Below are 16709 nucleotides of genomic sequence, written 5' to 3' on the forward strand. Positions count from 1 at the left end.
GTGTGAAAGTAGGTAATCGTCAGGCTCCTCATGCCGCAAACAAAAACCCCACCCCGAAAAGGTGGGGTTTTTGCGTTTGAGTCGGCGAATCAGCGCATATCTCGACACAAGCAGCATCCGGACGGGACCGATCTGTCGGTAAAATGGCGCAATGCCGACCCCATCGGAGCGCACATGAGAACGAGCCTGTTGATTGCCGCTGTCAGCATCGCGTTGCTGGCGACGGCGTGTGGCAAGAAGAACGATGCGAGCGAGTCCAGCCTGGGCGACGCTATCACTGCCGACATGAAGACGAATCGCGGTCTGCTATGCCTCAATCGCAGCGGACGCGGTCCTTTCACATTTCCATCGACATATTCGGCGCGCGACCTCAACGAATACTCGGCTGCTGCATTGCGCGAGCAATTGGCAGCACTTGAGAAGAGCGGTCTGATCGCGCGGGCCCCAGCCACGCCGAACAACGCCAACGCCAACGCGAACGCAAACGCGAACACCAGCACGCAGCAGAACGCCGTCGCGTACAGCCTGACGGGCGAAGGCCAGAAGTACGCGGTCGAGACCGTGAGGCAGGCGGGCGATCCCAACGCCACCGCCGACTCCCGCGTCTGGATGCTCTGCTATGCGCGCGTCAAGCTCGACAAGGTAGTCGGCTGGACGGAGCCGGATCCGAACGCGCATCGCACGGACGTGACTTACACGTACAAGCTCGACAACGTCGCGCCGTGGGCCGACGATCGCGACATCAAGCGCGCGTTCACCGACCTGGTCGCCGCCGATCGCGAAGCCGGCGAAACGAAGCTGCATGTCACGCTCGAGCAGCGGCCCGACGGCTGGGCCAGGGTGGATTGAGGCACGTGTCCGTTTCTATCGACGATCTCGCTTCCGGCCCGCCGCGCATGTCGGATGTCGCGCGGCTCGCCGGCGTCTCGAAGATGACCGTTTCGCGCGTGCTCGCCGGCCACAGCGTTGCGCCGGCGACGCGCGAGCGGGTGCAAAAAGCCATCGATGACCTCGGTTATGTGGCCGATGCCGCAGCCGGCGCGCTGTCGTCCGGGCGCTCCGAATTCGTCGCGGTGCTCGTGCCGTCGCTGGCAAGCTCCAACTTCTCCGACACCGTCCGCGGCCTGTCCGCCGCGCTCGAACCGCACGGGCTGCAACTGCTCATCGGCGACACGGACTATCACCTCGACCGCGAAGAAAATCTCGTGCGCTCGATGCTGCGCCACCAGCCGCGCTGCATCGCGCTGACGGGATCGCGTCACACGGAAGCGACGCGCACGCTGTTGCGCCGCGCGGGCGTGCCGGTCGTCGAGATGTGGGATTTCCCGTCCGATCCGATCGGTGCCGCCGTCGGTTTTTCCAACGTCAACGCCGCGCGCGAGATGGTGCGCTATCTCGCCGGGCGCGGTCACGCGCGCATCGGCTTCATCGGCGGTGCAAGCGAGCTGGACAGGCGCGGCCTCGATCGCCTGAAGGGTTTTCGCATGGAGATGAAAGCGCTCGGGCTGGATGCCGAGCGCGTCATTCGTCTGGGCGATTCACCGATCACGATGAGTCATGGCGGTCCCGCGATGGCCGCGCTGCTCGAAGCCTGGCCCGACACGCAAGCGGCGATGTGCGTGAGCGACATGTCCGCGTTCGGCGCGATAATGGAATGTCATCGGCGCGGGATCAAGGTGCCGGACGACATCGCGGTCGCGGGCTTCGGCAACTTCGAAGTGGCCGCCTGCTGCGTGCCGTCGATCACGACGATTTCCGTCGACGCATACGGCATTGGCCTGCGGACCGGCGCGGCCTTGCTGGCTGCGCTCGAAGCGTACGAGCAGGGCATCGTGCGGCACGCGGGCAAGCGCATCCGCGTCGATTATGAAGTGATTGCGCGCGACAGCGCATAAGCCAGCGGGTGCCGGAATTTGCGTGCTACCATGCACGAAATGTTACCGGTAACGCAAGTGCGTCAAAAGGCCTTGCGTCGCATGAGCAATCCCCACGGAGAGAGACATGTCCCAGCAAACACCCCGCCGTCTGCGCAGCCAGGAATGGTTCGACGATCCTTCGCATGCCGACATGACCGCGCTTTATGTCGAGCGCTTCATGAACTACGGCCTCACGCGCGAAGAACTGCAGTCGGGCCGGCCGATCATCGGCATTGCGCAGACGGGCAGCGATCTCGCGCCGTGTAATCGGCATCACATCGAGCTGGCCGCGCGCACCAAAGCCGCTATCCGCGATGCAGGCGGCATTCCGATGGAGTTTCCCGTGCATCCGCTCGCGGAGCAGAGCCGCAGGCCGACCGCCGCGCTCGATCGCAATCTCGCGTATCTCGGTCTCGTCGAAATCCTGCACGGCTTTCCGCTCGATGGCGTCGTGCTCACGACCGGCTGCGACAAGACCACGCCCGCGTGCCTGATGGCCGCGGGCACGGTCGATATGCCCGCCATCGTGCTGTCCGGCGGCCCGATGCTCGACGGATGGTATGAAGGCAAACGCGTCGGCTCCGGCACGGTCATCTGGCACGCGCGCAATCTGCTCGCGGCGGGCGAGATCGATTACGAAGGCTTCATGCGCCTGACGACGGCATCGTCGCCGTCGATCGGACATTGCAACACGATGGGCACCGCGCTCTCGATGAACAGCCTCGCGGAGGCGCTCGGCATGTCGTTGCCGACCTGCGCGAGCATTCCGGCTGCGTATCGCGAGCGCGGGCAGATGGCGTATGCAACGGGCAAGCGCATCGTCGATATGGTGCGCGAGGACTTGCGCCCGTCGAAGATCATGACGCGCGATGCGTTCCGTAACGCGATCGTGGTGGCGTCGGCGCTGGGTGCATCGACGAATTGCCCGCCGCATTTGATCGCGATCGCGCGGCACATGGGCATCGAATTGAGTCTGGACGATTGGCAGCGCGACGGCGAGCAGGTGCCGCTCATCGTGAACTGCATGCCCGCGGGCGAATATCTGGGCGAGAGTTTCCATCGCGCGGGCGGGGTGCCGGCCGTGCTGCGCGAACTCGATGCAGCCGGCCTTCTGCACCGCGATTGCCACACGGTTTCGGGCCGCACGATCGGCGAGATTGCCGACGAAGCGACCGTCGCGGACCGCGACGTCATCCGCACCGCCGACGAACCGCTGAAGCACGGCGCGGGCTTCATGGTGCTGTCGGGCAATTTCTTCGACAGCGCGATCATGAAGATGTCGGTCGTGGGCGAAGCCTTCACGAAGACGTATCTCAGCGAGCCGGGCGCGGAAAACGTGTTCGAAGCGCGTGCGATCGTGTTCGACGGCCCCGAGGATTATCACGACCGCATCAACGATCCCGCGCTCGAAATCGACGAGCATTGCATTCTCGTGATTCGCGGTTGCGGCACGGTCGGTTATCCGGGCAGCGCGGAAGTGGTGAACATGGCGCCGCCGGCGGAACTGATCAAGCGCGGCGTCGATTCGCTGCCCTGCATGGGCGATGGCCGGCAAAGCGGCACGTCCGCGAGTCCGTCGATTCTCAACATGTCGCCGGAAGCCGCGGTCGGCGGCGGCCTCGCGCTGCTGCGCACGAATGACCGCATTCGCGTCGATCTGAACGCGCGCTCCGTCGACGTGCTGCTCGACGAAGGCGAACTCGCGAGCCGTCGCGATCAGGCCGCGTTCGCGGCGCCCGCTGCGCAGACGCCGTGGCAGGAACTGTATCGGCAGACGGTCGGACAGCTATCGACCGGCGGATGCCTCGAACCCGCGACGCTCTATCTGAAGGTCATCGAGACGCGCGGCAATCCGCGTCATTCGCACTGAGCGTCACACGCGCGCATCGCGGCGCGGCGCGATGCGCGGCGTCGTTTTCAGCGTCGGCATGGTGCCGCTTTCGATGTGATGCTGCACGGCATCGGCGGCGTCGAAGTAGCGGCGCTCGTCGAGCCAATGCCACACGGCGGCGAGAAAGAGGCCGAGTCCCGCGCGTCCGCAATGCGCGATGACATCCACGATGCCTTCCGCAAGCGCCTCGTCGCGTCCGTGCGATGTGAACGCGCTCGCGACATGCGATGCGGTGCGCGAAACGAGCATCGCGTGCATCGGATGCAATTGCGGGTTGAACGTGCGCGCTGCGTGACTTCTGAATCTGCTGCCGGCCATGAGGCCCCCCGTGGTCGATGCCGGCGTGCCGCGTCTTTACGTGGACGCGCGCCGCCGCTGGTTATTTCGATCGCCGCTTTGTCGCGGCGTCGCGCGGATAACGCAAGAAGCGGGCCGAAGGTGCGCAAATTGCTGCGGCGCCTTGTCAGCAGCATGTCCGCGGGGCGCCGGGCTGAATACGTCGATATCGAATGGCGTCCTTTTCTACATGTCGTATGAAGGAACGTTAGGGTGTGTCACGTCCATGCGCCAACGCCTTGTTGAAATATTCGATAACCCATCGCGAAACGCTTGCATCGCGTTATGCGCGCTAGCGCTGCTCCATGGATGCTCGTCACACAACGAAGAGCCGCGACGGGCCGTATCGGGCGAGCCGCAGCCGCTGCATCATGCGAGGCACACGTCGGCGGGCTTCGAAAACAATTATGGCGATCTGCCGCGCGAGTCCTTTCTGAAGTGGCAGTGGGAGCGCATCACGCAGGGCTTGCCGAAGCCGCCGGCGAACGGCTATCGCTTCCCGATGACGCATCCCGATGTCGCGTTTCTAAAGGCGAATCGCACCGTCGATACGCTCACGTGGATCGGTCACGCCAGCGCGCTCGTGCAGATCGACGGCGTCAACATCCTCACCGATCCCGTGTTCTCCGAACGCGCGTCGCCGTTCTCGTTCGCGGGGCCGAAGCGCAAGACGCCGCCGGGCATGACGCTCGATCAATTGCCGCATATCGATGTCGTGCTGATCTCGCACAATCATTACGATCATCTCGACAAGCCCAGCATCGAGGCGCTCAACCGGCAGTCCGGCGGGCCGCCGCGCTTTCTCGTGCCGCTCGGTGTGAAGGCGTGGATGACGGGCATCGGCGTGACGAGCGCGGAGGAATTCGACTGGGGCGATGAAACGCACGCCGCCGGACTCGATATCTGGTTTGCGCCGGCGCAGCATTGGTCGGCGCGCACGCCGTTCGATCGCGCGAAGACGCTGTGGGGCAGTTGGGTCGTGAAGACGCGCGAGGACGCCGCGCATCCGTATTCATTTTTCTTTGCCGGCGACACCGGCTATTCGCCCGATTTCCGCGACATCGGCGCGCGCTTCGGCGGCTTCGATCTCGCGCTGATTCCGATCGGCGCTTACGATCCGCGCTGGTTCATGCACGCGCAGCATGTCGATCCCGAGGAAGCCGTGCGCCTATTCGAGGATCTACATGCGAAGAAAGCGATCGGCATTCACTGGGGCACCTTCGAACTGACTGACGAACCGCTCGACGAACCGCCGCGCCGTCTCGCCGACGCCGTGCGCCATGCTGGCCTTCCCGCCGATGCATTCACGGTGCTCGAACATGGCGAAACAATCCATCTGAATGCGCCTGCAAAGTAGCGGCTGAATTCTCGCCGCAAAGAAAAACGCGCGGACTGCCAGGTCCGCGCGTGATTCATTGCAGCACGTGCAAGGCAATCAGCGTCATCGCCTGAACACGCCGAGCAACAACGTTGCAAGGAAGATCACGATGAAGATGAAGAACAGGATCTTGGCGATTTCCGCCGCGCCCGTCGCAATCCCGCCGAAGCCGAAAAAGGCCGCGATGAGCGCGATGATGAAGAATATGACAGCGTAACGGAGCATGAAGCCTCCCACGAGGATCGGTTGGTGGTTCGATTCGCATGCGGACAAGACACTGTCGCCGCCTTCGCTCATCGGTCGTGCCGCGCTTTTGTTCAAGGTGGCGCGGTACGAGGGGTCAAAGCAACCCGTGTGCCCAACGCGGCGCGTCGCTTTTCGCGCGGTCAAAGCAAAAACGCCGCAAGCCCTTAAAAACAGGCATTGCGGCGTCAGTTGCGCGCTTCGAGGGCGCGCGGTTGCGGTGTCGTGTCTAGCGGCCTAGCGTGCGATCGGAGTCGGTTTCGTCGTCCTCGTCTTCGTCGTCCTCGACGCTGTTTTGCGCATCCATCAGATGGCTCTTCAGTTCATCGCGCTCGATTTGATCGGCTAACTCGAGGGATTTGCGCGTGGCGGGACCGGACGGGCGGTTGGCTCCAGACATGGCGTACTCCTTGAACAGATTGCAAAGCCGCGCCGAAACCGGCGCGAACCGGGGAACGATCAGGCTTAAACACACCGGATGATGAAACCGCCTCGAAGGATATTCGACGCGGCATACGCTGAGAGTCGTTCATGACGGCAGCGTTCAACGCAAAAAGCGGAGGGTGCTGAGTTGCCGTCCCATTCTTGCAAGCGGGAAAGCACTTTTTGCGTGGCCGGCGCGTAAGCCAAGTATGCACGGGTCCCACAGCGGGGCAAAGTGCTTTATCGACTCAGCGATCGACGTTCCAGCTATGCAAGGAAATGCGCGACGATGGGATAGAGCGAGAGCACGAGCAGCGCGGCCATCGTTACGTTGAATGCGCGCAACAGTCGCGGACGCGCGAGAAAGCGCCGCAGCGACATGCCGAACGCCGCCCACGCGACGATGCACGGCATCCCGATCACGACGAACATCACGGCCATCAGCGCCGCGTTGAGCGAAAGGCTCGCGTGCAAGTGGATGGTCGTCGCGGCGGTGAGCACCATCATCCAGGCTTTCGGATTCACCCACTGAAACGCGACCGCTTCATAAAAGCGCATGGGACGGCGCTCGCCGTCGCGCATCTGCACGGACGACGACGTGCCGATCTTCCACGCGAGATACAGCAGATACATCACGCTCAGCGTTTCGAGCACGGTATAGAGCCACGGAAAGCGATCGAACGCCTGCGCGAGCCCGAGTCCCACCGCGAGCATCAACAGTGCGACGCCCGCGCTGATGCCGAGCACATGCGGCACCGTGCGCTTGAGTCCGAAGTTGACGCCCGAGGCGAGCAACATGGTGTTATTGGGGCCGGGCGTGATGCTCGTCACGAGCACGAAGAGCGCGGCGGCGGGCAGGGCGTTGAGGAGTTCGGAAGGCATGGCGCGCTCTGGCAAGTTGAATCGATTCCGGCCAGTTTAAGCGCTCGCATCTGTACAGTACCGGTACACATCGACATATGAATCCCGGTACGGCACGCGCGCCTACAAGCCGTTTTCAGCTGAAGCGCGCGCCGCGCGACATATCACACCGGAAACGGATTTCTCTCCGAAAACCCTTCCTGATGCCAGTACGGATAAGCCGGCCGCACCTTGCTGGCCTCATCGAGCTTCTTCACTTGCTCCGGCGTCAGATTCCAGCCGACGGCGCCAAGGTTCTGCCGCAACTGCTCTTCGTTACGCGCGCCGATCAGCACGGTCGCGACGGTCGGACGCTGCAGCAGCCAGTTCAACGCGATTTGCGGCACGGTCTTGCCCGTTTCCGCCGCGATGGCGTCGAGCGCATCGACCACGCGATACAGATACTCGTCGGGCACGGGCGGCCCCATGTCGGCGGTTTTGTGCAGACGGCTCGATTCGGGCAGCGGCTGTCCGCGCCGAATCTTGCCCGTGAGACGTCCCCATCCGAGCGGACTCCAGATGACCGCGCCCACGCCCTGATCGATTCCGAGCGGCATCAGTTCCCATTCGTAGTCGCGGCCGATCAGCGAGTAATACGTCTGATTCGCGACATAGCGCGGATAACCATAACGTTCCGCGACATCGAGCGATTTCTGCAGATGCCAGCCCGAAAAATTGGACACGCCCGTATAGCGGATCTTGCCCGCGCGCACGAGATCGTCGAGCGTGGAGAGCGTCTCTTCGACGGGCGTCTTCGCATCGAATCCGTGAAGCTGGAACAGATCGATGTAGTCGGTCTGCAGGCGCTTCAATGCATCGTTGACCGCGTTGATGAGATGAAAGCGCGATGAGCCGACGCTGTTAGGCTCGTCCGCATCGAAACGAAAGGTGGCTTTCGTCGAGACGATGACCTTGTCGCGCCGTCCCTTCAGCGCTTCGCCGAGAATGGATTCCGATGCGCCGCTCGAATAGATGTCGGCGGTATCGAACATGGTGACGCCCGCATCGAGACAGATGTCGATGAGCTGACGCGCTTCGCTCACATCCGTCTCGCCCCACGCCTGAAAGAACTCGCCCTTGCCGCCGAACGTGCCGGTGCCGAAGCTCAGCACGGGCACCTTGAAGCCGGAAGCACCCAGATGTCGATATTCCATCGCATGTCCTCTGAATAGTCGAACTACGGTTATCGAAGCATGACGCGCGTGATATGCGATGACGAGACTACCGCAACGGCCTCACGCGTGCAGGGAACGCAGGATGCGCGGCATCGCGGGCACGCTGCTTGCAAATTGCTGACGCATAGGTCGCGGCGAATGCGCGACATCCATGCATGCATGACGGAGAGCGCTTGAACGACATTCCCCTGCGCGATTCCCGCGCGAATGCGATGACATCGGAGAAACGCGACGAATCTTTCTTCGAGCCGGGACGCAACTGCGCGAGCGTGCGTCATGCGGATCGCTTCAGCCTGCTGATCGACGGCTCCGATTATTTCCGCGTGCTGCGCGAGGCCATCACGCGCGCGGAGCGCACCGTCTTCATTCTCGGCTGGGATATCGACAGCCGCATGAAGCTCACGCCCGAAGGCTCGGACGACGGCTATCCCGATGCGCTCGGCGACTTCCTGCATGCGATCGCCGCTGAAAAGCGCCGCCTGCGCATCTACATTCTCGCGTGGGATTTCGCGATGCTCTACGCATTCGAACGCGAATGGCTGCCGGTCTACAAGATGGGCTGGCGCACGCATCGGCGCATCGCGTTTCAGATGGACGGCAAGCATCCGACGGGCGGCTCGCAGCATCAGAAGATCGTCGTGATCGACGACCGGCTCGCGTTCGTCGGCGGTCTCGACCTCACGCGCTCGCGCTGGGACACGCCTGCGCATTCGCCCGACGACGCGCATCGACGCGATGCGAACGGCGCGAAATACCAGCCGTTTCACGATGTCCACACGATGTTCGACGGCGAGGCCGCACGCGAAATCGGCCTGCTCGCACGCGAACGATGGGCGCGCGCATGCGGCAGGCGGCTCGCGATTCGCGCGCATCGCGTGGCGCTGCAAAACGATCCGTGGCCGCCTTCGCGCGCCGTCGATATCGAAGATGTCCAGCTCGCCATTTCTCTTACCGAGCCCGCGTTCACGGGCCGCGCCGCCGTGCAGCAGATTCGCACGCAATATCTCGATGCGATTGCGCGCGCGCGGCGCAGCATCTACATCGAGAACCAGTACTTCACGTCGGGCACCATCGGCGCGGCGCTTTCCGAATCGCTCGAGCGCGAAGACGGTCCCGACATCGCGATCGTCGCGCCGCGCAATCAGAGCGGATGGCTGCAGGAAGGGACGATGGGCGTGTTGCGCGCGCGCCTGCACAAGCTTCTGAAAAGCGCGGACCGTCATGGACGCTATCGGCTGCTGTGCCCGACCGTGCCCGATCTCGGCGATCAGATCGTCAACGTGCATAGCAAGCTGATGATCGTCGACGACGAATTGCTGATCGTCGGCTCCGCGAATCTGAACAATCGGTCGATGGTGCTCGACAGCGAGTGCAACGTATCGATCGATGCCGGCGCGGACAAGCGCCTGCGAAGCGCGATCGCCACGATGCGCGACACGCTGCTCGCCGAACATCTCGGCTGTCAGGTCGCCGACATCGTGCGCGAGCGCGAAGCGCGCGGCGGCCTCAACGCCACGATTCAGGCGCTCTCGCGCGATCGCAACGAACATCGCACGCTGGTCCCGCTCGATCCCGAAGTGTCGCGCGAACTCGATCAGCTCATTCCGCCCGAAGCGCTCGTCGATCCCGAAACGCCGATTGCCGCCGACGAACTCGTCGATCAATTCGTGCCTGCGGAAAGAACGCGTCCGCTGATCGGCCGCTTCGCGCTGCTCGGCGTGCTCGCGCTGTTGATAGTCGGCGTGGCCGCTGTGTGGCACTGGACGCCGCTCGGCGATTACGTGAACCTGAAGTCGCTGACCAACGCGACGCGTCGCATCGATGCGCTGCCGCTCGCCCCGCTTTGGATTCTGCTTTGCTATGTCGCGGCGGCGGTGATCGCCGTGCCGATCACGCTGCTGATCGCGACGACGGGTCTCGTGTTCGGCGCGGGATGGGGCAGCGCATACGCGTTCGCGGGCACGATCATCGCGGCGGCCGTGTCGTACATGCTCGGGCAGTGGCTCGGCCGCGACGCGGTGCGCAAGCTCGCGGGGGCGCGCGTGAACCGGCTTTCGGAACGCGTGGCGCGGCGCGGCATTGTCGCGGTCGTCGTGCTGCGGCTGTTGCCGGTCGCGCCGTTTTCCATCGTGAATCTGGTGGCCGGTGCATCGCATATTCGCATGCGCGATTTCCTCATCGGCACGCTGCTCGGCATGGGCCCCGGCATTCTGCTGACGGTCGCGTTCGCGCATCAACTGGTGGCGTCGCTGCGTCATCCGACGGTCGGCTCGTTCGCGGTGCTGATCGGCATCGGCGCGGTGCTGATCGGCGTATCGATCCTGCTGCAGCGCTTTCTCGGCCGTCGCGACGAACACGAAGACAAGGCGCCCGAAGGCGCACCGAGCGATGCCGACAAGGCGCGCGCAAGCGACGAAGCACAACGCGCGAGCCGCCTGCGCGAACAGCGCGCCATGCCGCGCGATACCGCCGACGACGCATCGTCGCGCAATCACGACGAGGTCAGCCCATGACGTTGATGCACGAGGCCGCAATCGATATCGACGACATGAGCGCGGCGCGCGCGAAGGAACTGCGCATCGCGACGTACAACGTGCACGGCGCGGTGGGCATCGACGGCAAGTTCGCACCGGAGCGCATTGCCGGCGTGCTCGCCGAAATGGATGCGGACATCTTCGCGCTGCAGGAAGTGCCGCTCGGCGGCAACGGTCATCCCGATGTGCTCGACGTGCTGCAACGCATGACGGAACTGCATGCCGTTGCCGGGCCGACGCTCGATACGCCCGAGCGCCGTTATGGCAACGCGGTGCTCACGCGTTATCCGGTTCGCGCGGTGCGCACGCTCGATCTTTCTTTTCGAAGCCGCGAGCCGCGCGGTGCGCTCGATGCGGACATCGACTGCGGCGGCGAACTATGGCGCGTGGTCGCGACGCATCTGGGACTCGCATCGAGCGAGCGTCGCGCGCAGGTGGATCAGGTGCTGCAGAGCTTCGATACGCCCGCGCTTCCCGTCATCCTGCTCGGCGATCTGAACGAGTGGTTCGTTTATGGCCGCACGCTGCGGCGGCTCGTCACGCGCTTTCATCGTGCGAGCGCGTTGCGCACGTTTCCGACGCGCTGGCCGCTCTTCGCGCTCGATCGAATCTGGGTGCATCCGGGCGAACGGCTCATGCGTGTCGATGTGCATCGCACGCCGCTTTCACGCATCGCGTCGGATCACTATCCGCTGATCGCGCACATCGCACGGCGTTCGTCACGTCACGTTTGAAGCGCATCGGCATGCATCGAAACGCATGCCATGCATGACGAACGGCTTGCGTGTCAGCGCCACGCTACGAAAAACCCCTATAAAAGCGATATAAAAACGCAAAAGACTCGCACGAACGCTTCAGGGCTATGTAGAATCCGGCGTTGATACGAACGCATCGGTGCTGACGTATTCCGATATCACTGACCAAAACAGGTAGGAGAAACATGCCGACTTCCGCAAAAACCGCTGCCAAGAAAGCCACGGCCAAGAAGGCCACGGTGAAGACTGCTGCACCGGCAAAGAAAGCAGCATCGAAGGTTGCCGCGAAGAAAGTACCCACCAAGAGCGTCGCCGTGAAGAAGACCGCGGGCGCACTGTCGCCGATCAAGGACACCTTCACGAAGGCATCGCTCGCCGTGCATCTGGCAGAGCGCGCCGACGTGGACGTCAAGGCGGTCAAGGCCGTGCTGGTCGCGCTGGAAGACACCATCCTCGGTTCGGTGCACAAGAAGGGCGCTGGCGAATTCACGCTGTCGGGCCTCTTGAAGATCTCCGCGCAAGCCGTCCCGGCGAAGAAGAGGCGCTTCGGCAAGGACCCGTTCAGCGGCGAAGAGCGCTGGTTCCCGGCCAAGCCGGCAAGCGTGCGCATCAAGGCACGCGCGCTGAAAAAGCTGAAGGACGCAGCGGCTTAAGCGTTAATTCGGTCTAGCGGCCGGATGCGTGAAGAGGCCAGCTTCCCTTGGAGGGGAAGCTGGCCTCTTTTGCTTTGTTGCATCGCGTGCTTTTCATCACGCGCCTTCGAACAGCGACGCGACCCAATCCACGAAAACCCGCACACGTGCCGACAATTGACGGCTCTGCGGATAAAGCACCGAGACGGGCATCGGTGGCGGCGGCAGCGCGGGAAGCACGCATTGCAGGCGTCCATCGGCGAGTGCATCGTTCACGTGATAACGCGGAACCTGAACGATGCCGAGTCCCGCGAGCGCCGCTTGCGTGTAAAGCTCGACGCCGGTGAGCGATATCGCCGATGCAAGCTCGATCGATTCGATGCTTCCGTTCACCGCGAATTCGAGCGGCGCGGCCTTGCCCGTTGCGCTCGATATGTAATCGACCGCGCGATGCGACGCCGCGAGCGCTTGTAGATTTGCGGGCATGCCGTATCGCGCGATATACGCAGGGCTCGCCACCGTCACTTGTTCGAGCATCGCGACGCGCCGCGCGATCATCGACGAATCCTGCAGCGTGCCCGCGCGCAGCACGCAATCCACGCCTTCACGCACGAGATCGACGAGCCTGTCGTCCTCGCCGATATGCAGCTCGATTTGCGCATGACGTTCGAGAAACGCAGGCAGCGCGGGCATGATGAAATACCGCGCCAGCGTGCCTTGCAGGTTCACGCGCAACAGTCCCTTCGGCGCTGCATGCCGGAACGATCCTTCGGCCTCTTCGAGGTCCTGAATCAGGCGCACGCAGCGCTGGTAATGCGCTTCGCCATCGTGCGTGAGGCGCACGGTGCGCGTCGTGCGTTCGAGCAGGCGCGCGCCGAGCCGCTCCTCCATGCGTTTCATCAGATTGGTGACGGTGGCGCGCGGCATCTGCAAGTCGTCGGCGGCCTGCGTGAAGCTGTGCCGCTCGGCAATGCGCACGAAGACCTGCATTTCCTGAAAGCGATCCATGATTCAAGGGCTTTTTCGTGATGTTCGCGGAATGCGTTCGATTGTTGAAGCAACTGGAACGATGATACTCAGCCGCGCACGATGATCGCGGAAAGCGAATGATTCATGATGCTTCGCAGGCAAACCACGTTTGAGGAGCAGGTCATGAGTCACATGCAAGCGAAGAGAGTGGCGATCGTCACGGGTGCGTCGCGCGGCATTGGTGCGGCAATTGCGCGGCGGCTCGCGCGCGAGGGCTTCGCGGTTGCGGTCAATTACGCGTCGAGCGCGAAGGAAGCGGATGCGCTCGTCGAAGAACTGCGCGCGTCGGGCGGCGCGGCCATCGCGGTGAAGGCGGACGTCGCGAATGCCGGCGATGTCCGGCATCTCTTCGATACCGTCGAAGCCGAACTCGGCAAAGTCGATGCGCTCATCAACAACGCGGGCGTGCTGAAAGCGGCGCCTCTCGCCGATACGAGCGATGCGCTCTACGATCAGACTTTCGGCATCAACGTGCGCGGCACGTTCAACACGCTGCGTGAAGCGTCGTCGCGAATGAACGCGGGCGGGCGCATCGTCAACTTTTCGAGCACCACGCTCGCGTTGAACATGCCCGGCTACGCGATCTATAACGCGACGAAGGCCGCCGTCGAAGCGTTCACGCACGTGTTCGCGAAGGAGTTGCGCGGGCGCAATATCACCGTGAATGCGGTCGCGCCGGGGCCGGTGGCGACATCGCTCTTTCTCGACGGCAAGACCGACGAGCAGATCGCGAGCTTCGCGAAGATGCCACCGCTCGAGCGCCTCGGACAGCCCGACGATATCGCGTCAGTGGTGGCGTTTCTCGTCGGCGCAGATGGCGCGTGGGTCAACGGACAGGTGTTGCGCGCGAACGGCGGACTCGCCTAGACGAGCAGTGCGAGCTGGTCGGTGCTCGCAGGCGCGTGTCTTCGCGCGGCTGCACGCTTCGCAGGCGGCGCGCTGACGACACCCGGCGCTTCCTGCACGACGAGACTGAACGCAGGACGCGCATCGCACGCGATCCATTCGAGCTGTCCTGACGCGAGACGCTTCGCGATGAGCGCGTAGACGTCGGCATCGAAAGGGCGCAGTTCGGGCGCGCCGGCGAGCAAGGCGGCGATGTCATCGCGCGTGTCGCACGTTCCCACGTAGCACCATCGGTCGATCACATGCCACGCTTCGCGGCCCGTATGCGCGTCGCGTTCCGCGATGGCGACGGCACCGTCATGCGGCCAGCGCACGACGCGCGCGTGTTCGAGCGCATCCAGCGCGCGCGATGCGTGATCCGCGAGCGATTCCGCGCCCGCGCACGCGCCGAGGCAGCGCCGCACCTGATAACCGAAGCAGCCGCGCGTGCGCCCCGGCGGCGCTTTCTCGATGCCGAGCGTCGCGGGACAGAGCGTGTGTTCATCGGCGAGATGACGCATGAACGCATGCGCCTTCGCACGCGATGCGAACACGCCGAAGAGATGATGTTCGCGCGACAGATCGCGCCTGTTCGCGCGCAGAAGCGTGGGCGCGGGCGCGCCGGGCAGCCATTGCCACGCGCACGTCGCCGATGCGCGTTTCAGCAGCCGGTTGTGCACCGGCTGCAAGTCCTTCACGAGCTTCGCTTCGAGCAGCAGCGCGCCCAGTTCGCCGACCGTCTCGCGGCATTCTATGCGCCGTATCGCCTGCGATATCGACAGATCCTTCGCCAGCCGATGATCGCCCGAAAAATGCGCGCCCACACGCTGCTTCAGATTGATGCTCTTGCCGACGTAGAGCGGCACGTCGTCATCGCCATGAAAGAGATACACGCCGGGCGACGACGGCAGCGCATCCAGCGCGCCTTCGGGCAGCGCGGCGGGCAGGCTCGCGCGCTTCACGAGCGCTTTGACGGCGGCATCGACGAGTTCCTGCGAGTAAAGCTCGTGAAGCTTCTGCCAGAATTGCCAGAGCAGATCCGCGTCCGCGAGCGCGCGATGGCGTCCTTGCGGCGCGAGATTCAGGCGCGCGATGAGCGCGTCGAGGCCATGCCGTTCGACCGACGGAAAGAGCGCGCGCGACAGCCGCACCGTGCAGAGCGTATCCGCGCGAAACGCGATGCCCGCGCGACGGAATTCGTTCTTCAGAAAGCCGTAGTCGAAGCGCGCGTTGTGCGCGACGAAGAGCTTGCCTTCGAGCCGTTCGGCCAGCGCCGGCGCGAGCGATTCGAAGCTCGGCTGGCCGCGCAGCATGGCGTCGTCGATGCCCGTCAGGCGCGCGACGAACGGCGGCACCGGCATGCCCGGATCGACGAGCACGCTCCAGCGCTCGATGCCCGCCGTGCTCGCTTCCACCACGCCGATTTCGGTGATGCGATCCACGGTGGCGTCGCTGCCCGTGGTCTCCAGATCGACGAACACGATCGGGCGCGCGAGACCGGCGAGCAGGGCATCGGCGAGGGAATCTTCTTGCATGAACGGCGGCGGCAACATAAAACGCGAATGAGCGCCGAGTCTAGCGCGAAAAGCGCGAAGGCATGCGTTTCTCAAGCGAACGCCCGTGCTTGCCGTTAATCCGGAAATCCGGCGCGCACGCTGCGTCGGGCGAGCGTGATCTATACAATGGCGGCTTGGTTTTTGATTTTGGGTATATCGACATGACTTACTGCGTGGGCATGTGCGTGGACGAGGGCCTCGTGTTCCTGTCGGACACGCGCACCAACGCCGGCGTTGACCACGTCAGCGCCGCTCGCAAGATGGCCGTTTTCGAGCAGCCCGGAGAGCGCGTGATCGTGCTCCTCGCGGCCGGCAATCTCGCGCTGACGCAAGCAGTGACGCAACTGCTCGCCGAACCTTCCAGCCCCGACGCGCCGACGCTCTATAGCTGCGCGAACATGGCCGAAGCGGCGCGCATCGTGGGCGATGCGGTGCGCGAGGTGCATCGACGCGACGCGCTTTCGCTCGCGGAATTCAGCGTCGATTTCAATTGCAGCTTCATTCTCGGCGGACAAATCGCCGGGCAAGTCCCGCGCATGTTCATGATTTACGCTGCGGGCAATTTCATCGAATCGACGCGTGTGTCGCCGTATTTTCAGATCGGCGAGTCGAAGTACGGCAAGCCGATCATCGATCGCGTGATCACGCCCGCATCGCCGCTCGACGAAGCGGCCAAATGCGCGCTCATTTCGATGGATTCGACGCTGCGCTCGAATCTCTCGGTCGGGCTGCCGCTCGATCTGCTGGTCTACGAGAAGGACTCGCTGCGCGTCACGCGCTTCGCCACGCTCGACAACAACAGCGCGTACTACCAGATGATCAACCGCACCTGGGGCGAGCGTCTGCGGCAGCTTTTCGGCGAGATTCCGAACCCGTCGTGGACCGATCTCGCCGATGTGCCGCTGCGTCCCCGCGAATCGCGCGCGATGGTGCCGCGGCTCGTCATCGGCGATCTGCCGCCGGGCGGATCGGATGCACCGGCGCAGACGCTTGCGCAGAACGTCGACGCAACGGGCAACGCGCCGCGGGACTGAGCGCGGGTCGGAACAGAAGCCA

The 16709-nt window shown here is 63.8% G+C and carries 16 protein-coding genes; 9 read left to right on the top strand and 7 right to left on the bottom strand.

All coding sequences use genetic code 11. The annotated features are described in order from the left end of the window. The first annotated feature begins 174 nt into the window (after positions 1 to 174). The 3 genes from NCR39_RS15380 to NCR39_RS15390 all read left to right on the top strand — a co-directional run bounded on the left by NCR39_RS15380 (position 175) and on the right by NCR39_RS15390 (position 3786). The gene (locus tag NCR39_RS15380) at positions 175 to 849 is read left to right on the top strand and encodes an SEN1982 family lipoprotein (protein ID WP_250452961.1); all 675 of its coding nucleotides are present in this window, start codon (positions 175 to 177) and stop codon (positions 847 to 849) included. 47 nt (positions 850 to 896) lie between these two features. After that, positions 897 to 1895 carry a LacI family DNA-binding transcriptional regulator gene (locus NCR39_RS15385; RefSeq protein WP_250453638.1) on the top strand — a complete coding sequence of 333 codons (999 nt, stop codon included), beginning with the start codon at positions 897 to 899 and terminating at the stop codon, positions 1893 to 1895. A gap of 106 nt (positions 1896 to 2001) precedes the next feature. After that, positions 2002 to 3786 carry an IlvD/Edd family dehydratase gene (locus NCR39_RS15390; RefSeq protein WP_250452962.1) on the top strand — a complete coding sequence of 595 codons (1785 nt, stop codon included), beginning with the start codon at positions 2002 to 2004 and terminating at the stop codon, positions 3784 to 3786. Positions 3787 to 3789: 3 nt separating this feature from the next. Here NCR39_RS15390 and NCR39_RS15395 read toward each other — a convergent pair whose 3' ends face one another. Then, positions 3790 to 4125, bottom strand: a complete 336-nt coding sequence (locus NCR39_RS15395) for a hypothetical protein (protein ID WP_250452963.1) — start codon at positions 4123 to 4125, stop codon at positions 3790 to 3792. A gap of 244 nt (positions 4126 to 4369) precedes the next feature. Here NCR39_RS15395 and NCR39_RS15400 point away from each other — a divergent pair, with 244 nt between their 5' ends. Continuing rightward, positions 4370 to 5500, top strand: a complete 1131-nt coding sequence (locus NCR39_RS15400) for an MBL fold metallo-hydrolase (protein WP_250452964.1) — start codon at positions 4370 to 4372, stop codon at positions 5498 to 5500. Positions 5501 to 5584: 84 nt separating this feature from the next. Here NCR39_RS15400 and NCR39_RS15405 read toward each other — a convergent pair whose 3' ends face one another. The 4 genes from NCR39_RS15405 to NCR39_RS15420 form a co-directional block, all read right to left on the bottom strand. Beyond that, complete coding sequence (locus NCR39_RS15405; RefSeq protein WP_035967564.1) at positions 5585 to 5746, bottom strand: DUF1328 domain-containing protein; 162 nt, start codon at positions 5744 to 5746, stop codon at positions 5585 to 5587. A gap of 247 nt (positions 5747 to 5993) precedes the next feature. After that, positions 5994 to 6164 carry a hypothetical protein gene (locus NCR39_RS15410; RefSeq protein WP_250452965.1) on the bottom strand — a complete coding sequence of 57 codons (171 nt, stop codon included), beginning with the start codon at positions 6162 to 6164 and terminating at the stop codon, positions 5994 to 5996. A 290-nt stretch (positions 6165 to 6454) separates the two neighbouring features. Then, positions 6455 to 7069: a LysE family translocator gene (locus tag NCR39_RS15415; RefSeq protein ID WP_250452966.1), complete on the bottom strand. Its 615-nt coding sequence runs from the start codon at positions 7067 to 7069 to the stop codon at positions 6455 to 6457. Between the two features lie 143 nt (positions 7070 to 7212). Then, positions 7213 to 8241, bottom strand: coding sequence for an aldo/keto reductase (locus NCR39_RS15420; RefSeq protein WP_250452967.1), 1029 nt, complete (start codon positions 8239 to 8241; stop codon positions 7213 to 7215). Between the two features lie 233 nt (positions 8242 to 8474). On the opposite strand from NCR39_RS15420, the gene NCR39_RS15425 reads away from it, so the two are divergent. The 3 genes from NCR39_RS15425 (at position 8475) to NCR39_RS15435 (ending at position 12204) form a co-directional block, all read left to right on the top strand. Next, positions 8475 to 10775, top strand: a complete 2301-nt coding sequence (locus NCR39_RS15425; protein ID WP_250453639.1) for a VTT domain-containing protein — start codon at positions 8475 to 8477, stop codon at positions 10773 to 10775. Further along, positions 10772 to 11530 carry an endonuclease/exonuclease/phosphatase family protein gene (locus NCR39_RS15430; RefSeq protein WP_250452968.1) on the top strand — a complete coding sequence of 253 codons (759 nt, stop codon included), beginning with the start codon at positions 10772 to 10774 and terminating at the stop codon, positions 11528 to 11530. Before NCR39_RS15425 ends, NCR39_RS15430 begins: the two co-directional genes overlap by 4 nt. A gap of 206 nt (positions 11531 to 11736) precedes the next feature. Further along, on the top strand, positions 11737 to 12204 hold the full coding sequence (locus NCR39_RS15435; RefSeq protein WP_250452969.1) for an HU family DNA-binding protein: 468 nt from the start codon (positions 11737 to 11739) through the stop codon (positions 12202 to 12204). A 96-nt stretch (positions 12205 to 12300) separates the two neighbouring features. On the opposite strand, the gene NCR39_RS15440 is transcribed toward NCR39_RS15435, so the two are convergent. Continuing rightward, positions 12301 to 13191, bottom strand: coding sequence for a LysR family transcriptional regulator (locus NCR39_RS15440; RefSeq protein WP_250452970.1), 891 nt, complete (start codon positions 13189 to 13191; stop codon positions 12301 to 12303). A 144-nt stretch (positions 13192 to 13335) separates the two neighbouring features. On the opposite strand from NCR39_RS15440, the gene NCR39_RS15445 reads away from it, so the two are divergent. Further along, the gene (locus NCR39_RS15445; protein WP_250452971.1) at positions 13336 to 14079 is read left to right on the top strand and encodes an SDR family oxidoreductase; all 744 of its coding nucleotides are present in this window, start codon (positions 13336 to 13338) and stop codon (positions 14077 to 14079) included. Here NCR39_RS15445 and NCR39_RS15450 read toward each other — a convergent pair. Then, positions 14076 to 15632 (bottom strand): 3'-5' exonuclease family protein, encoded by a 1557-nt coding sequence (locus NCR39_RS15450; protein ID WP_250452972.1) that lies wholly within the window; start codon positions 15630 to 15632, stop codon positions 14076 to 14078. The two genes, NCR39_RS15445 and NCR39_RS15450, sit on opposite strands and share 4 nt — an antisense overlap. 182 nt (positions 15633 to 15814) lie before the next feature. On the opposite strand from NCR39_RS15450, the gene NCR39_RS15455 reads away from it, so the two are divergent. After that, positions 15815 to 16687 (top strand): proteasome-type protease, encoded by an 873-nt coding sequence (locus NCR39_RS15455; RefSeq protein ID WP_250452973.1) that lies wholly within the window; start codon positions 15815 to 15817, stop codon positions 16685 to 16687. Positions 16688 to 16709: the final 22 nt, after the last annotated feature.

Source organism: Caballeronia sp. ATUFL_M2_KS44 (genome assembly GCF_023630965.1).
Lineage (GTDB): Bacteria > Pseudomonadota > Gammaproteobacteria > Burkholderiales > Burkholderiaceae > Caballeronia > Caballeronia concitans.

What these genes read in the sequence shown, in the direction of transcription:
- NCR39_RS15380 (WP_250452961.1), top strand. Translation starts at nt 175, where the DNA reads ATGAGAACGAGCCTGTTGATTGCCGCTGTCAGCATCGCGTTGCTGGCG.
- NCR39_RS15385 (WP_250453638.1), top strand. Translation starts at nt 897, where the DNA reads ATGTCGGATGTCGCGCGGCTCGCCGGCGTCTCGAAGATGACCGTTTCG.
- NCR39_RS15390 (WP_250452962.1), top strand. Translation starts at nt 2,002, where the DNA reads ATGTCCCAGCAAACACCCCGCCGTCTGCGCAGCCAGGAATGGTTCGAC.
- NCR39_RS15395 (WP_250452963.1), bottom strand. Translation starts at nt 4,125, where the DNA reads ATGGCCGGCAGCAGATTCAGAAGTCACGCAGCGCGCACGTTCAACCCG.
- NCR39_RS15400 (WP_250452964.1), top strand. Translation starts at nt 4,370, where the DNA reads ATGCGCCAACGCCTTGTTGAAATATTCGATAACCCATCGCGAAACGCT.
- NCR39_RS15405 (WP_035967564.1), bottom strand. Translation starts at nt 5,746, where the DNA reads ATGCTCCGTTACGCTGTCATATTCTTCATCATCGCGCTCATCGCGGCC.
- NCR39_RS15410 (WP_250452965.1), bottom strand. Translation starts at nt 6,164, where the DNA reads ATGTCTGGAGCCAACCGCCCGTCCGGTCCCGCCACGCGCAAATCCCTC.
- NCR39_RS15415 (WP_250452966.1), bottom strand. Translation starts at nt 7,069, where the DNA reads ATGCCTTCCGAACTCCTCAACGCCCTGCCCGCCGCCGCGCTCTTCGTG.
- NCR39_RS15420 (WP_250452967.1), bottom strand. Translation starts at nt 8,241, where the DNA reads ATGGAATATCGACATCTGGGTGCTTCCGGCTTCAAGGTGCCCGTGCTG.
- NCR39_RS15425 (WP_250453639.1), top strand. Translation starts at nt 8,475, where the DNA reads ATGACATCGGAGAAACGCGACGAATCTTTCTTCGAGCCGGGACGCAAC.
- NCR39_RS15430 (WP_250452968.1), top strand. Translation starts at nt 10,772, where the DNA reads ATGACGTTGATGCACGAGGCCGCAATCGATATCGACGACATGAGCGCG.
- NCR39_RS15435 (WP_250452969.1), top strand. Translation starts at nt 11,737, where the DNA reads ATGCCGACTTCCGCAAAAACCGCTGCCAAGAAAGCCACGGCCAAGAAG.
- NCR39_RS15440 (WP_250452970.1), bottom strand. Translation starts at nt 13,191, where the DNA reads ATGGATCGCTTTCAGGAAATGCAGGTCTTCGTGCGCATTGCCGAGCGG.
- NCR39_RS15445 (WP_250452971.1), top strand. Translation starts at nt 13,336, where the DNA reads ATGAGTCACATGCAAGCGAAGAGAGTGGCGATCGTCACGGGTGCGTCG.
- NCR39_RS15450 (WP_250452972.1), bottom strand. Translation starts at nt 15,632, where the DNA reads ATGCAAGAAGATTCCCTCGCCGATGCCCTGCTCGCCGGTCTCGCGCGC.
- NCR39_RS15455 (WP_250452973.1), top strand. Translation starts at nt 15,815, where the DNA reads ATGACTTACTGCGTGGGCATGTGCGTGGACGAGGGCCTCGTGTTCCTG.